The following is a 14,133-nucleotide window of genomic DNA, read 5'->3' on the forward strand; positions in this document are numbered from 1 at the left end:
CGCGACGAGGAGGAGACTCGCGCCACCGCCCTGACCGAGGAGAGCCCGATGACGCAGCACACCCCGACCGCCGCCGCCGAGCGGGCCGATGCCGAGCGGGCCGACGTCCCCGCCTCCTGGACCAACTTCCGGCGCCGCCGGGACGAATCCCTGGCCGCACGCCACGGCATCCTCTCCCAGGTCGCGCTGCACTGGATCGACCCGTCGGCCGGGCCGCAGCATCTCGGCGAGGTCCCCGGCAGCTGGGAGATCGTCGAGGATCGACCGGTCGTGCGCTTCGGAGGCACGGAGCTCACGCTGCTCGCCGACTCCTCGGAGATCGGCGTCCGCGCCGATGACGGGGTCGTCGTCACGACCGTGACCTCCGCGGGTGACGTCCGCCTGGCGAGCTTCGGCGAGGACGTGCAGATCGATGTGATCCGTCGGGGCGGGCGGATCGGCCTGCGCCTGCTCGACCCGGCGGCGCCACGACTGGCCGCCTTCGACGGGGTGCCGACCTTTCCCTACGACCCCGCCTCTGTGCATACCGGGACCTTCCGGCCCCAGCCCGCCACGGTGCGAGTCGGCTCGGCGCTGCCGTGGCTCGAGCAGGAGCTGTCCTCCCCCGGGGTCGTGACCCTCGAGATCGCCGGCACCGAGGTGGATCTCGTGCTCACCGGCGAATCCAGCATCCTGTTCACCGACGAGACCTCCGGCTCCGAGAGCGCCCACTGGCGTCAGGTCAGCGCACAGCTGGACGGCGACCGGGTGCACGTGGATCTCAACTTCTCCCTGAACTTCCCGTCCGCCTTCAGCGCCTGGGGCACCTGTCCGCGCCCGCCGGCGGGCAACCACCTGCCGCTGGCCGTGCGCGCCGGGGAGGCCCGGGTCGAGCCCACGGAGCGCTGAGCGGCTGCCGAGCCTCTAGGATCGCGGGATGCCAGACCGTCCCGATCCCGAGACCGGCGAGACCCCCGAAGTCTCCGACGGCCCTGCCCGCACGCGCGGCGGGGTGCCCTGGGGCTCCGTGCTGCGCAACGTCACCCTCGTGCTCGCCGTGCTGGTGATGGTGTGGCTCGCGCTGAACGTGCGCCTGCCGTCCGTGGACGAGCTGCGCGCGGACATCGCCGAGCTCGGTGCCTGGGGTCCGCTCGCCTTCATCGCGCTCTACGCGGCGGTGGCCCTGACACCGATCCCGGTGACGATCATGGCGGTGGCCGGCGGGATGCTCTTCGGGGTGCCCGGTGGCACCGTGCTGTCGATGATCGGGGTGACGCTCGGCTGCTGGGGCGGCTACTGGGTGGCGCGGGGCCTGGGCCGGGACACGGTGATGCGCGCTCTCGGATCGCACGCGGAGCTGGTCGAGGACCGCCTCGAGAACGGCGGGTTCTATGCGGTGTGCACGCTGCGACTGATGCCCGGCATCCCCTACTGGCCGGTGAACTACGGCAGCGGCGCTTTGGGCATCAGCAGCCGCGACTTCCTCATCGCCACTGCGCTCTCGGCGCTGCCGGGTCAGATCTCCCTCATCGCCGTCGGAGCGTTCCTGGTCGAGCCGGGCATCGCCTCCGGTGCGGTGGTGGCGATCTCCTGGACCATCGTGATCGCACTGACGCTGCTGTCCTATCGCCGGTGGAGGGCCACCCGCAGCACGGAGCATCCCGAGGACGCCATCCCCTCTGCTACCACTGACAACGCCTGATTCCGGTCTAGACTGCTCCCACGCCGCCGGAGCACCCCTCAGCACGATGTCCGGGGTAGGCCCCGATCGGTCGCAGCGCGCCAGCCGGCGCGCGTCGCAGGCGGACTCCTACCAGGTGCGCACCGTGGGCCAGCAGCCCACCAGCACCACGGTCGACGGATTCCGTGCGATCAACTCGGCACAGGACCCGGACACCCTGACCGAGGAGATCGCCTCCGCGGACCTGGTGACCACCGCCGTCGGTGCCCATATCCTGCGGTTCGTGGCGCCGAACATCGCCGCCGGGATCGCTGCCCGCCCCGCCGGGGCACCGCCGCTGGCGGTGCTGGCCTGCGAGAACGCGATCAATGCCACGGATCTGCTCGAGCAGGAGATCCGCAACGCCTATCAGGGCGACGATCTCGAGGAGAAGGCACTGTTCGCGAACACCGCAGTGGACAGGATCGTGCCCGTCCAGGCGGAAGGCGCAGGTCTGGACGTCACCGTCGAGGACTTCTACGAGTGGGCGGTCGAGCGCGGCCCCTTCAACGGTCACGAGCTCGAGGTCCCGGGGATCACCTGGGTCGATGACCTGGGGCCGTACATCGAACGGAAGCTGTTCACGGTCAACACCGGCCATGCCACCACCGCCTGGCACGGCTGGGCGGCAGGGCACGCGACGATCGCGGAAGCGATCTCGGATCCTGCCGTCGCGGTCGAGGTCGAATCGGTGCTCGCCGAGACCTCCTCGCTGCTGGTGGCCGTGCACGGCTTCTCCGAGGAGGAGATGGCCTCCTACCGGAACAAGGTGCTAGGCCGTTTCGCGAACACCTCGCTGCCGGACCCCGTCGAGCGCGTGGGCAGGGCGCCGCTGCGCAAGCTCTCCCGCGAGGACCGGATCGTCGGCCCGGCGGCCGCCCTCGCCGAGCGGGGGATGCAGCATGACGGCCTGCTGGCCGCCTTCGGCGCGGCACTCGCCTTCACCCCGGAAGGGGACGAGGAGGTGGACCGCCTGCAGGAGATCCTGCGAGGAGGCGATGCAGACGCCGCCGCCGCGGAGATCACCGGCCTCGAGCCCACCCATCCGCTGTTCCCCGAGGTGCGTGCACTGATCGCTGCACGCACCACGCGCTGAGCACCCGTCCGGTCCACCCCGCCCTGCCCATCTGGGCACGGTATATTCCCCACACACACGTGACCCCACGAAAGGCACACACCATGGCAGAGCGCACCGTCAAGATCGCCAGCTCCTCCGGGCTCCACGCCCGTCCGGCCGGCATCTTCGCCCAGGCCGCAGCGGAGCAGCCCGCAAGCGTGACCATCGAGAAGGCCGGCGGCAGCGCCGTGCAGGCATCGAGCATGCTGATGCTTATGACCCTCGGGGCCGGCAACGGCGACGAGGTGACCCTGCGGGCCGAGGGCGACGGCGCCGAGGAGTCCGTGAACGCACTCGCCGCACTCCTGGAGAAGGACCTCGACGCCGAGGCGTGAGCAGGCCGCGCACAGCGACGAAGGGCGCCCCACCGATCCTGGTGGGGCGCCCTTCGTCCTGCAGAGAGCAGATCAGCGCGTCACAGGCCGAGCTCGCCGAGGATCGGCAGGCCGGCGCGGACGGTGCTGATCGCGTCCTCCGCGGTGCGTGCGGCGACGGCCTTCGCTGCGAGCTCCTTCGCCTGCTCGAGCGTCACCGTGGAGAGCACCTTCGCGACCGCCGGCAGCGAGCGCGGGGTCATCGACAGGCTGTTCACCCCGAGGCCCACCAGCACCACCGCGAGGCCGGGGTCACCGGCCGCCTCGCCGCACACGCCGACGGGCTTGTTCGCGCTCTCACCGAAGGCTTCCGGATCCCCTCCGGCGCTCCGCGCCCCCTCACAGGTCGCCTTGACCAGCGAGAGCACGGACGGCTGCCAGGGCTTGTTCAGATGCGCCAGAGAGCCCAGCTGACGATCGGCGGCCATCGTGTACTGCGTGAGATCGTTGGTGCCGATCGAGGCGAAGTCGCAGGCGCTGAGATGACGATCCGCGGTGATCGCGGCCGCCGGGGTCTCGACCATGATGCCGGCCGGTTCGAGCCCGCGCTCCCGGCACATCGCCACGAAGTCCTCGGTCTCCGGGACCGTCGCGATCATCGGGGCCATCACCCAGGGCTTGGCCTCGGACTGCGCCGCGGCCGCCGCGATCGCGTCGAGCTGGTTGGTGAGCACCGAGCGCTTCTCCCAGGAGGTGCGGTAAGCGCGCACCCCGAGAGCGGGATTCGGCTCGTCGGCGTCGGTGAGGAAGGGCAGGGGCTTGTCCGCGCCGGCGTCGATGGTGCGCACCACGACCTTCTTGCCGGCAAGGTGCGCGAAGGTCTCGACATACGCCTTCGTCTGCTCCTCGACGGACGGCTCGTCCTCACGGTCCAGGAACAGGAACTCGGTGCGGAACAGGCCCACCCCGTCGGCGTTCGCGGCGGCGGCCTTCTCTGCGTCCTTGGCGCCGCCGATGTTGGCCAGCAGCTGCACCCGGGTCCCGTCGGAGAGCACTCCGCCGCCGCCCTCGTAGCTCAGCGGATTCTTCTGCAGCTCGGTCCAGGCCGCGGCGAACCGATGATGCTCCTCGGTGACCTCATCGGTGATGGTGCCGAGCCCGGCATCGACGAACACCTCGGTGCCGTCGGCGAACTCGTGGATGCTCTTGGCCGCGACGATCGCGGGCAGGCCCAGCTGACGGGCGAGGATCGCGGTGTGCGACTGGGGGCCGCCGTCGGAGGTGACCAGCGCGATCACGCGTGCGGGATCGAGCGTGGCGGTGTCCGCGGGGGCGAGGTCGATGGCGGTGAGCACGAAGGGCTCGTCGACCTCGGGGATGCCGGGGGCCTGCTCGCCGCGCAGTTCGGCGACGATGCGGGCGCGCACGTCGCGCACGTCGGTGGCGCGCTCGGCCATGTACCCGCCGAGCCCCTCGAGCATGCTGGCGACCTGGTCACCGGCTTCCCACACGGCCCGCTCCGGGGTCTTTCCGCCGGTGAGGACGAAGCCCTGGGCGGTCTGGGTGAGTGAGGGATCCGCGGCCATCTGCGCCGTGGCCTCGAGGATCTTCTTCCCGTCCCCCGCCGCGCGCTCGGCGAGCCGGATCAGGGTGGCCTGCACGGCGGCGGCTGCGGCCGGGATCCGCTCGGCTTCGGCAGCGCGGTCCGCACCTTCGGCAAGGGTGTCGCCGGACGAAGGCTCGGCGACCGGCGGCGCCATCGCGCGGATGGTGCCGATCACCCGGCCAGGGCTGACTGCGACACCGGTGTACTGAGCCATCATTGCCATCTCCTCTGAGGAGGTCGGAAGGGGTTCTTGGCCGTCATCGTACGCGGAGCACGACGTCGTCCGCGCCCCTACGATGGCGCGATGAACGCCATGGCCTGGGAGCATCTGCACGAACCCGATCTGCGCGGGCGCACCGTCGTGATGACGGGAGCGAGCGACGGCCTGGGGCGGGAGGCGGCGCTCCAGCTCGCCCGCTGGGGCGCGGACCTGGTCCTCGCGGTGCGCAGCCGGTCCAAAGGTGAGGTGGTCCAGTCCCGGATCGTGCGCGAGACCGGCCGGGAGGAGGCAGTCCGCCTGGTCCAGCTCGACCTGGCGGAGCTCTCCTCTGTCCGCTCCGCGGCCGCTCAGATCGCGGAGCTCACGGACGCCCGCGGGATCGATCTGCTGATCCATGTCGCGGGACTGGTGACCCGCCGCCGGGGGCTCACCGCGGACGGCTTCGAGCTGATGACCGGAGTGAACGCCCTGGCGCCGCTGCTGCTGACGGATCTGCTGCTGCCGCTGGTGCGGGGGCGGGTCGTGGTGACGGCCTCGCAGGCGCACGCCTTCGGTGAGATCGACCTGTCCGATCCCTACTTCTCCCGCAGCGGCTGGTCCCTGCGCGCCGCCTATGGACGCTCGAAGCTCGTGACGATGCTGTGGGGGCGCGAGCTCTCCGAGCGGCTGCAGGAACGGGGCGGGCCGGTGGACCTGCAGCTCGTGCACCCTGGCTGGGTGCTCACGAACCTGCAGAACGCGACCGGCTCCGCCCGTCTGGATCGGCTGGTCACCGAGGTGACCAGGCCATTCGCCATGCCGCCGACGGGAGGCGCCGCCGCGGTGCTGTTCGCCGCGACCCAGCCGCTCCCGCCCGGCTCCTACCTCGGTCCCGACGGACCCAGGGCGCTGCGGGGGCGGCCGACGCTCCTGCGCCGCTCCGGCCCGGCGCTGGACCGCGACCTGGCGCGTGAGGTCACGGCCTGGGCACGGTCAGAGGTGGCGGCGGTCTGAGGACATCAGTTCGCGGAGTCCGGGGACTGCGGCGAATCCGCCGAGACCGGGCTCGGGGCCGACTGCGCCGAGACCGGCGACTGAGCGGACACAGGAGACTGTGCCGACGGGGCCGACGGGGCCGACGGGGCGGACTGGGCGGACACAGCTGACTGCGCTGACACCGCCGACACCGGCGACCGAGCGGACTGCGCGGACACCGCAGACTGCGCCGACACCGCCGACACCGCCGTCGGGGCTGACTGCGCCGAGAGCGCCGAGACCGCAGTCTGCGCGGAGACGGGGCTGTTGGCCGTCAGCATCAGCTCGACGGGCGGCACCGCGCTCGCCAGGTCCTCGCTCACTGCGCCCTCGCTCACCAGGTCCTCACTCGCCGGACTCGGCACCGAGAGGGTGGAGGCGTCCTCGGCAGGACGCTCGGCAGCCTGCACGGTGCTCTGCTCGACGGTGGTGTCGTCCACACCCTCGACGGGCCCGCCCGCGGTCATCGCGTAGGCCACTCCCGGGATGAGCACTGCTGCCGTGGTCCCGGCCGCCACTGTCCAGATCGTCTTCGCCCGCATCGTCATCTCTCCTCCGTCGGCCCGTGCTCCGGGCTGCTTCCGTTTCTGTGATGCCCTCAGGAAACACCGCCCGGATGAGACCAGCCCAAGATCCGGATGAGGCCGTTCTCATCGATGTGACCGCCTGTGACGCAGGGGTCGACGCCGGTGCCCGCCCCGCGCAAGACTCCTCGCAGACCACGACGATCGAGGAGCACGCCATGAGCACCACCGACCAGATCACCGACCACGGCACCGCGCCCTCCTCCTGGTCGGACTTCCGAAGCCGGCGCCACCGCTCCCTCGCCGACCCTCACGGGATCCTCGCCCAGGTGGGTCTGCACTGGGTGGATCCCGAGCAGGCGGCCCGGTCCTTCGACGACGTGCCCGGCAGCTGGGAGATCGCGGGCAATCAGCTCACGGTGACCTGGCAGGGCGAGGAGCTCGAGCTCCTCGCGTCGTCACCGGAGGTGGAGGAGACCCGCGAGGGCGAGCTGCACCGCGCGACGATCACGACTCCCGGAGATGTGCGCGTGGCGCGGTACGGCGCGGACGTGCAGATCGACGTGATCCGTCGCGGCGGCCGCACGGGGCTGCGCCTCCTGGACCCGGCTGCGCCCCGACGCACCACGTTCTCCGAGGTCCCCACCTATCCCTACGACCCGGGGCTCGTGCTCACCGGCACCTGGACCGCTCGGCCCACCGAGGTGACCGTCGGTTCCGCGCTGCCCTGGCTCGAGCAGCGTCTCCCCTCCCCTGGCGTCGCCTCGCTCGAGATCGGGGGCAAGCGCGTGCAGCTGGTGCTCACCGGCGACGCGAACGTCCTGTTCACCGACGAGACCTCGGGAACCACCAGCGCCGACTGGCGGGTGGTGACCGCGGAGCTCGACGGGGACACGATCACGGTGGACTTCAACCGGGCCGTGAACTTCCCGGCGGCCTTCAGCGCCTGGGCCACCTGCCCGCGCCCGCCCGCCGCGAACCACCTCGCGGCCGCGATCCGGGCCGGGGAGAAGCGGGTGACGCGCACGGAGCGGTGACGCGGAGGGTGCGGGATTCGAACCCGCGGTACAGGGTCACTGCACATTGGTTTTCAAGACCAACTCATTCGGCCGCTCTGACAACCCTCCTCATGCCCGGAGGCACCCGCGAGAGTCTACCGCCGCAGCGCCTTGTCCACCTCCACCACCGCGAACACCACCACTCCGGCGGCGATCGGGACCAGCCAGCCCGTCCAGCCCACCGCACCGGAGGCGAAGGCGGTCTGCATGAACGGGACATAGACGAAGGCCAGCTGCAGCAGAAGCATGATCGCGATGCAGGCCCAGGAGATCGGGTTCGTCGTGAGCAGCTCTTTGCGCAGGCTCGTGGTGCGAGTGAAGCGCGAGGCCAGCAGATAGAAGATCTGGCCCACCACCAGGGTGTTGACCGCGATCGTGCGGGAGACCTCGAGCGGAACGCCCTGGGCCTGGCCCAGCAGGAACACCCCGATGGTGATCCCGCCCAGCAGCAGCGAGACGTAGACGATCCGGATCATGCCAGCGAGCGGGATGATCGACCCGCCGGGCTTGCGGGGCGGGCGGCGCATGATGTCGGGCTCCCCCGGCTCGAAGGCGAGCGCGAGCGCGAGGGTGACGGCGGTGATGGTGTTCACCCACAGCACCTGCACCGGGGTCAGCGGGAGCGTCATCCCCATCAGCACGGCGACCAGGATGACCAAGCCCTGCGCGCCATTGGTGGGCAGGATGAACGCGATCGCCTTGCGGAGGTTGTCGTAGATGGTGCGGCCCATCTCGACGGAGTCCGCGATGGTCGCGAAGTTGTCGTCCGCGAGCACCACATCGGCCGCCTCCTTGGTGGCCTCAGTGCCCTTGATACCCATGGCCACCCCCACGTCGGCCTTCTTCAGCGAGGGGGCATCGTTGACGCCGTCTCCGGTCATCGCGACCACGTCACCGCCGTCCTGCAGCGCCGTGACCAGCCGCAGCTTGTGCTCAGGACTGGTGCGGGCGAAGATCAAGCGGGTGTGTGCGAGCTCGGCGAACTCCTCGTCGTCCGCGGCGTCCAGCTCCGCGCCGGTGACGGCGCCGTGCTCGTCCTCGATGCCCATCTCGCGACCGATCGCGGTGGCGGTGCCGGCGTGGTCACCGGTGATCATCATGACCCGGATGCCGGCACCCTGGACGAGCCGGATGGCCTCGATGGCCTCCTGGCGGGGTGGGTCGATGATCCCGTACAGACCCAGGAACGTGAAGCCGCCGGAATCGACGTCCGACGGGGCGAGCGAGTCGGTGGCGTCTCCGGCCCGGCGCACCGCCGCGGCGAGCACCCGCAGGCCCTGGCCGCTCAGCTCGTCGATCACCCGGTCCCAGTGCTCGCGATCCAGCGCTTCGCGCTCGTCCAGGCCCATCCCCTGGAACTCGGAGCGGTCCAGCAGCCGGTCGGGGGCTCCCTTGAGGTTCACCACCCGGCCGACGCCCTCGATCTCGTCGAGGGTCGCCATGTACTTGTATGCGGAGTCGAAGGGCACCACGGCCAGGCGGTGCTCGTCGTCGCCCTCAATGCCGGCCTTCATCGCGAAAGTCCTCAGTCCGCCATCCGTCGGCTCGCCGGAGAGCACCCACCGGTCGTCCTTCCGCGAGACGGTGGAGTCGTTGGTGCGTGCGGCGACCTCGGCGAGCATCCGCAGGTCCCCGCGGTCCTCGGCGTCGATGACCTGCCCGTCCAGCTCGATGTCCCCCTCGGGCGCATACCCGGTGCCGCGCACGTCATAGGTGCCGGCGGGGGTGACCACGGTGCGCACCGTCATCTCGTTCCTGGTGAGCGTGCCGGTCTTGTCCGAGGCGATGACGGTGACGGAGCCCAGGGTCTCCACCGAGTTCATACGCCGGGTGATGGAGTTGCGGCCGGCCATCTTCTGCACGCCGAGCGCGAGGGTGATGGTGAGGACCGCAGGCAGCCCCTCAGGGATCGCGGCAACCGCGAAGCCGATGGCCGCCATCACGAGTTCGCCGAGCCCGTACTCGTACAGCGCCCAGCCGGCCACGAACATCAACGCGGCGGCGATGACCACGACGATCGAGAGCTTGGTGGAGAAGGAGGACATCTGCCGCGTCAGCGGGGTTTCCATCGATTCCACCTCGTCGAGCATTGAGGTGATGTGCCCGATCTCGGTATGGCGTCCGGTGCCGACCACCACGCCGCGGCCCGAGCCGGAGGCGATGGTGGTGCCGGAGAAGGCGATCGCGCTACGATCGCCGAGCGCGGCGTCGACCTCGACAGAGCGCGGCGACTTCTCCACTGCGAGGGACTCGCCGGTCAGGGCGGACTCCTCGGCGGTGAGGTTGGTGGCCTCGAGGATGCGGACGTCGGCCGGGACCTTGTCCCCGCCGCCGAGCCGCACCACATCCCCAGGGACCAGGTTCTCCGCCGGGATCGTCGACCAGGAGCCGTCGCGCCGCACCTGCGCGTCCAGGGAGAGCATGGAGCGGATGCCCTCGAGGGCGTCGGCGGCCTTGCCCTCCTGGACGTACCCGATCACGGCGTTGATCAGCACGACCGCGAGGATCACGACGGTGTCGACGACATGCCCCATGAGCGTGGTCAGCACGCCGGCGCCGAGCAGGACGTAGATCATCGGGTCCTTGAACTGGCGCAGGAACCGTCGCAGAGCCGATTCCTGCTGACCGCTCGGCAGGGCGTTGGGGCCGTGGTGCTCGAGACGCCGGGAGGCCACGTCCGCCGGGAGCCCGTCGGCCGCGGTCCCGAGCTGCTCGAGGACCTGATCGACCGGAACCGCGTGCGGCGTGGGAATCAGGGGCTGCTCGCCGGCCGACGAGGAGGTGGGTGGCTGGGGGGACGTGGTCACGGTGCTCATCGTCCCTCCATCATCACCCCGTGAGCTGAGGGATCACGAGGACTTCCGTCACCGGAGCCTGGGTGCCGACCGGGCGACGCCCGAGAAGCGGCGGCCTACCGCGTCGAGCTCGCGAGCCAGCGCCGATGCGCTGAGATGGCGGCCTGGGCGGGACAGCGCAGCTGGGCCAAGGAGTCGATGAAGCGGAAGGGGTTCTCCCCGCGGTACAGAGCCATCCGATCCGTGGTCGCGAGCGCCGTGATCCGGCGGCCCGCTGGATGCCTGAGCACCACGACGACGGCTCCTGTGGTCCAGTACGTTCTGCTCTGCTCGATCACGGCAACCTGCTCCCACGGGATCCGGTGGGTGCGTAGGTAGTGGACCAGGGTGAGTCCGTCGTCGTCGACGATGAACTGGAGCCGGGTGCCGATCACCACTATCGCGATGACGAGGAGCAGGACCACCACACACATCACCGCACCGAGCACACCGATGACGGAGTCCAGGGTGAGCAGCATCGCACCCATTCCGAGCAGGACCAAGCCGGCGAATCCCGCGACACAGCCCAGAGCCCCGCGGACCCAACCAGTCTTCAGCGCCCGATACCTGATCTCCGCCACCACTGCCGTCACGCCACCTGGGTGCGACGCACCAGCAGCAGCCACACTCCCGCCGAGGCCGCCCCGATCAGGGCGATCACCACCATCCATGGGCCCCAGCCCATGGTCATGACCTCCAGCAGGTTCTGCCCGAAGCCATCCAGCAGAAGCACACCCGCGAGGATCCCCACGCCGATCAGCGCAAGGATCGCTCCGGCCACCCAGAGGAAGGCCTGACCGAACCGCAGGAAGGCGGCGGTGATGGCGGCACCGAGGAACAGCGTGCCCAGGATCAGCAGGAAGGTCTGCATCAGGGTCTGCCACGGTGCGCCGGTGCCGGTGTAGAAGACGTCGAAGAAGCGGATGCTCAGGCCGAAGCCGTCGGTGGCCTGTTCGATGGTCTTCCCGATGGTGACCAGGACGGAGTAGACCACGGCGTTTCCCAGGAACACCGCGCTCAGACCGGTGGCGAACTCCCGGCGGGTCAGTCCGAGGCCGAGCGCGAGGGGGAAGTACTGACCCATGGAGGTGAAGCCGTAGCCGATCAGCGGCCCCAGCAGGGCGAAGATCGCCCCGTTCCATTGCATGCCGTAGTACATCCCAGCCTGGGCCTCAGGCCCCTGCGACCCGACGATCAGGCCCACCGCCAGGATGACCACGAAGGCGAAGGTGACGGCGACCAGGGGCCATCCGAAGGCCTGCATCCGATTGACCAGGTGCATGTCGATGACGTTGCGCGAGCGCATCAGGGTTCTCCTCTCAGGTCACCGGGCAGCAGCCGCGGCGGTGGTGCGGTGGACGATGTAGTTCTGCAGCGAGACGGGGGCGACCTGGAGTCCGGCTGCCCGGGCGCGGTCCGCACTGCCCGGCTCGGCATGCACGGTGGCGGTCGCGAGCGCACCGATCTCCTGGACGCGGAGCACATCGGCCCCGGCGATGAAGGCCGTGACCTCGTCCAGCCGGCCGGAGACCTCGATCGCCGCGCTCTGCAGCTCTTCGGCCTCGGCGGAGATCGCGACCCGCCCCTCGTCCAGCAGCACCACGTGCTCGAGCAGGTTGGAGACCTCGTCGATGTGATGGGTGGAGAGGATCACGGTGCGGGGGTGTTCGGAGAAGTCGGCCAGCAGCCGGTCGAAGAACAGGCGGCGGGCCACCGCATCGAGGCCCAGGTAGGGCTCGTCGAAGAAGGTCAGCGGGGCTCGGGAGGCCAAGCCGATGATGATGCCGACGGCCGAGAGCTGCCCGCGCGAGAGCTTCTTGATGGCCCGCTTCTCCGGCAGCCGGAAGTCGGCGACCAGCTCCCGGGCGAGCCCCTGGTCCCACGCGGGGTAGAGCCCTTCGGCGATGCGCAGGACGTCCGACGGCCGGAATCCGTCGGGGTACTTCTGGCTCTCCTGGATGAAGCAGGTCTTCGAGAGCACCTCGGCGTTCTCGACCGGGCTCTGGCCCAGCATCCGCATCTCACCGGAGGTGGCGAAGATCTGTCCGGTCAGCAGCTTCATGAGCGTGGTCTTGCCGGCGCCGTTGCGGCCCAGCAGTCCGTGCACCCGGCCTGCGGCGAAGTCGAGGGAGACGTCGTCGATCGCGGCGACGTCACGGAAGTGCTTGGTGAGGTTGCGGGTCTCGATAGCACTCATTGCAGTGCCTCCATCATCTCGGTGATCTCTCGGTGGTCGATGCCCAGGTGCGCGGCTTCGCGCAGCAGTGGGGCGAGGTAGTCGCGGGCGAAGTCGTCGCGCCTGCGCTGTCTCAGCAGCGCGGTCGCGCCGACGGCGACGAACATTCCCACTCCTCGGCGTTTGACCAGGACGCCGGCGTCGGCCAGGAGGTTCAGCCCCTTGCCGGCGGTGGCGGGGTTGATGCGGAGGAACGCGGCCAGCTCATTGGTGGAGGGCACCGGGCCGTCCTCCGGATGGGTCCCGTTGAGGATCCCGTCCTCGATCTGCTCCGCCACCGCGATGTAGAGCGGCTTCGTCTCATCCAGCACAGAAGCCTCCCAGTCGTGAGGACCGCCAGCCATCTCGGCCGGTTGGTTCATTACTCCACTAATGTACCTCAGAACCGTAGAGCCGTCAAGAGGTCGACAGGCTCCCCGCCGGGCAGCTTTCCCGATACCGGCCCATGGGGGCACCGGTCAGGGAAGCGCGCATAGGCTGGAGCGATCCGCCCCCGAGCGAGAGGAGCGCCCCATGCGCGCCATAGTGATCGAATCCGAGGGCGCAGCCCCGCGCCTGCTGGAGCACGCCGACGAGTCCCTGCTCAGCGGGGACGTCGAGCTGGACGTGCTGGCCTCCAGCGTCAACTTCAAGGACGGCATGGCCCTGGCCGGTAAGGGCATCGCCCGTGCCCATCCCCTGATCCCGGGCATCGACCTGGTGGGACGGGTGACTGGCTCGGCTGGCTCGGCTGGCTCGGCCACCGAGCGATTCTCCGCCGGAGACCTGGTTCTCCTCAACGGGGACGGCATCGGCGAATCCCTCCATGGCGGCTTCGCCACCCGAGCCCGGGTGCGCCCCGACACGCTCGTTCGCCTTCCCGCCAGCCTCTCCCCCGAGCACGCCGCCGCGATCGGCACCGCGGGGTTCACCGCGATGCTCGCGGTGCTGAAGCTGGAAGATGCCGGTCTCACCCCGGACGCCGGGGACATCCTGGTCACCGGGGCCTCCGGGGGCGCGGGCTCGATCGCGGTCGCGCTGCTGGCAGGCCGCGGCTTCCGGGTGCTCGCCTCGACCGGCCGGGTCGAGGAGAACGGCGAGTACCTGCGGGATCTCGGCGCGGCCGACGTGCTGGACCGTCGGGAGCTCTCCGAGGAGCCGGGCCGGCCGCTGCAGTCCCAGCGCTTCGCGGGCGCGATTGACGCGGTGGGCAGCACCACGCTCGCCAACATCCTCGCCCAGACCGCCTGGGGCGGCACAGTCGCCGCCTACGGCCTCGCTCAGGGGCCGGACCTGCCCACCACGGTGCTCCCGTTCATCTTGCGCGGGGTGACCCTCGCCGGCATCAACTCTGTGGAGTGCCCGCTGCCGCTGCGTGAGCGTGCCTGGGAAGCGCTGGCTCGTGAGCTCGACGGCGATGTACTGGACTCGATGACCACCAGCATCGGCCTGTCCGAGACCATCCCCTATGCCCAGCGGATCCTGGCCGGCGAAGTCCGCGGCCGCACCGTCGTGGAGGTGACCCAGTGACC

At 70.3% G+C, this 14,133-nt stretch carries 14 protein-coding genes and 1 tRNA gene; 7 read left to right on the forward strand and 8 right to left on the reverse strand.

All coding sequences use genetic code 11. The annotated features are described in order from the left end of the window. The first annotated feature begins 48 nt into the window (after positions 1 to 48). From ACT3T9_RS01755 to ACT3T9_RS01770, 4 genes are all read left to right on the forward strand, one after another. A complete protein-coding gene (locus ACT3T9_RS01755; protein WP_444605832.1) occupies positions 49 to 888 on the forward strand; it encodes a DUF1684 domain-containing protein in 840 nt (279 codons plus the stop codon). Positions 889 to 916: 28 nt separating this feature from the next. Further along, on the forward strand, positions 917 to 1,681 hold the full coding sequence (locus tag ACT3T9_RS01760; RefSeq protein ID WP_345078635.1) for a TVP38/TMEM64 family protein: 765 nt from the start codon (positions 917 to 919) through the stop codon (positions 1,679 to 1,681). Positions 1,682 to 1,727: 46 nt separating this feature from the next. Further along, complete coding sequence (locus ACT3T9_RS01765) at positions 1,728 to 2,795, forward strand: mannitol-1-phosphate 5-dehydrogenase (protein WP_441443901.1); 1,068 nt, start codon at positions 1,728 to 1,730, stop codon at positions 2,793 to 2,795. An 83-nt stretch (positions 2,796 to 2,878) separates the two neighbouring features. Beyond that, positions 2,879 to 3,151, forward strand: coding sequence for an HPr family phosphocarrier protein (locus ACT3T9_RS01770; protein WP_441443902.1), 273 nt, complete (start codon positions 2,879 to 2,881; stop codon positions 3,149 to 3,151). Between the two features lie 80 nt (positions 3,152 to 3,231). Here ACT3T9_RS01770 and ptsP read toward each other — a convergent pair whose 3' ends face one another. Next, the gene (gene ptsP / locus ACT3T9_RS01775) at positions 3,232 to 4,950 is read right to left on the reverse strand and encodes a phosphoenolpyruvate--protein phosphotransferase (RefSeq protein WP_442331839.1); all 1,719 of its coding nucleotides are present in this window, start codon (positions 4,948 to 4,950) and stop codon (positions 3,232 to 3,234) included. Positions 4,951 to 5,040: 90 nt separating this feature from the next. On the opposite strand from ptsP, the gene ACT3T9_RS01780 reads away from it, so the two are divergent. Beyond that, positions 5,041 to 5,949: an SDR family NAD(P)-dependent oxidoreductase gene (locus tag ACT3T9_RS01780; protein WP_345078648.1), complete on the forward strand. Its 909-nt coding sequence runs from the start codon at positions 5,041 to 5,043 to the stop codon at positions 5,947 to 5,949. A gap of 5 nt (positions 5,950 to 5,954) precedes the next feature. Here the strand turns inward: ACT3T9_RS01780 and ACT3T9_RS01785 are convergent, their stop codons facing one another. Then, on the reverse strand, positions 5,955 to 6,512 hold the full coding sequence (locus ACT3T9_RS01785) for a hypothetical protein (protein WP_444605833.1): 558 nt from the start codon (positions 6,510 to 6,512) through the stop codon (positions 5,955 to 5,957). Positions 6,513 to 6,712: 200 nt separating this feature from the next. On the opposite strand from ACT3T9_RS01785, the gene ACT3T9_RS01790 reads away from it, so the two are divergent. Continuing rightward, on the forward strand, positions 6,713 to 7,531 hold the full coding sequence (locus ACT3T9_RS01790) for a DUF1684 domain-containing protein (protein WP_441443904.1): 819 nt from the start codon (positions 6,713 to 6,715) through the stop codon (positions 7,529 to 7,531). 2 nt (positions 7,532 to 7,533) lie between these two features. Here ACT3T9_RS01790 and ACT3T9_RS01795 read toward each other — a convergent pair. The 6 genes from ACT3T9_RS01795 to ACT3T9_RS01820 form a co-directional block, all read right to left on the reverse strand. Then, positions 7,534 to 7,621 (reverse strand) — tRNA-Ser (locus ACT3T9_RS01795). 26 nt (positions 7,622 to 7,647) lie between these two features. After that, positions 7,648 to 10,368, reverse strand: a complete 2,721-nt coding sequence (locus tag ACT3T9_RS01800; protein WP_441443905.1) for an HAD-IC family P-type ATPase — start codon at positions 10,366 to 10,368, stop codon at positions 7,648 to 7,650. Positions 10,369 to 10,463: 95 nt separating this feature from the next. Continuing rightward, complete coding sequence (locus ACT3T9_RS01805) at positions 10,464 to 10,889, reverse strand: PH domain-containing protein (protein ID WP_441443906.1); 426 nt, start codon at positions 10,887 to 10,889, stop codon at positions 10,464 to 10,466. Between the two features lie 86 nt (positions 10,890 to 10,975). Continuing rightward, a complete protein-coding gene (locus ACT3T9_RS01810; RefSeq protein ID WP_441443907.1) occupies positions 10,976 to 11,692 on the reverse strand; it encodes a hypothetical protein in 717 nt (238 codons plus the stop codon). Positions 11,693 to 11,710: 18 nt separating this feature from the next. Then, the gene (locus ACT3T9_RS01815) at positions 11,711 to 12,583 is read right to left on the reverse strand and encodes an ABC transporter ATP-binding protein (RefSeq protein WP_345078663.1); all 873 of its coding nucleotides are present in this window, start codon (positions 12,581 to 12,583) and stop codon (positions 11,711 to 11,713) included. Then, a complete protein-coding gene (locus tag ACT3T9_RS01820; protein WP_444605834.1) occupies positions 12,580 to 12,984 on the reverse strand; it encodes a GntR family transcriptional regulator in 405 nt (134 codons plus the stop codon). The genes ACT3T9_RS01815 and ACT3T9_RS01820 overlap by 4 nt, the downstream gene beginning before the upstream one ends. 151 nt (positions 12,985 to 13,135) lie before the next feature. On the opposite strand from ACT3T9_RS01820, the gene ACT3T9_RS01825 reads away from it, so the two are divergent. After that, entirely contained in the window at positions 13,136 to 14,131 is a 996-nt protein-coding gene (locus tag ACT3T9_RS01825; protein WP_444605835.1) for an MDR family oxidoreductase, read from the forward strand. Positions 14,132 to 14,133 lie beyond the last annotated feature (2 nt).

The sequence above is a fragment of the Brachybacterium sp. AOP29-B2-41 genome (genome assembly GCF_052378395.1).
Classification (GTDB): domain Bacteria; phylum Actinomycetota; class Actinomycetes; order Actinomycetales; family Dermabacteraceae; genus Brachybacterium.

Bases quoted from the DNA above. Each gene is read 5' to 3' on its own strand.
- ACT3T9_RS01815 (WP_345078663.1), bottom strand. From the start codon at position 12,583: ATGAGTGCTATCGAGACCCGCAACCTCACCAAGCACTTCCGTGACGTC.
- ACT3T9_RS01785 (WP_444605833.1), bottom strand. From the start codon at position 6,512: ATGCGGGCGAAGACGATCTGGACAGTGGCGGCCGGGACCACGGCAGCA.
- ACT3T9_RS01755 (WP_444605832.1), top strand. From the start codon at position 49: ATGACGCAGCACACCCCGACCGCCGCCGCCGAGCGGGCCGATGCCGAG.
- ptsP (WP_442331839.1), bottom strand. From the start codon at position 4,950: ATGGCTCAGTACACCGGTGTCGCAGTCAGCCCTGGCCGGGTGATCGGC.
- ACT3T9_RS01780 (WP_345078648.1), top strand. From the start codon at position 5,041: ATGAACGCCATGGCCTGGGAGCATCTGCACGAACCCGATCTGCGCGGG.
- ACT3T9_RS01825 (WP_444605835.1), top strand. From the start codon at position 13,136: ATGCGCGCCATAGTGATCGAATCCGAGGGCGCAGCCCCGCGCCTGCTG.
- ACT3T9_RS01770 (WP_441443902.1), top strand. From the start codon at position 2,879: ATGGCAGAGCGCACCGTCAAGATCGCCAGCTCCTCCGGGCTCCACGCC.
- ACT3T9_RS01820 (WP_444605834.1), bottom strand. From the start codon at position 12,984: ATGAACCAACCGGCCGAGATGGCTGGCGGTCCTCACGACTGGGAGGCT.
- ACT3T9_RS01765 (WP_441443901.1), top strand. From the start codon at position 1,728: ATGTCCGGGGTAGGCCCCGATCGGTCGCAGCGCGCCAGCCGGCGCGCG.
- ACT3T9_RS01800 (WP_441443905.1), bottom strand. From the start codon at position 10,368: ATGAGCACCGTGACCACGTCCCCCCAGCCACCCACCTCCTCGTCGGCC.
- ACT3T9_RS01790 (WP_441443904.1), top strand. From the start codon at position 6,713: ATGAGCACCACCGACCAGATCACCGACCACGGCACCGCGCCCTCCTCC.
- ACT3T9_RS01760 (WP_345078635.1), top strand. From the start codon at position 917: ATGCCAGACCGTCCCGATCCCGAGACCGGCGAGACCCCCGAAGTCTCC.
- ACT3T9_RS01810 (WP_441443907.1), bottom strand. From the start codon at position 11,692: ATGCGCTCGCGCAACGTCATCGACATGCACCTGGTCAATCGGATGCAG.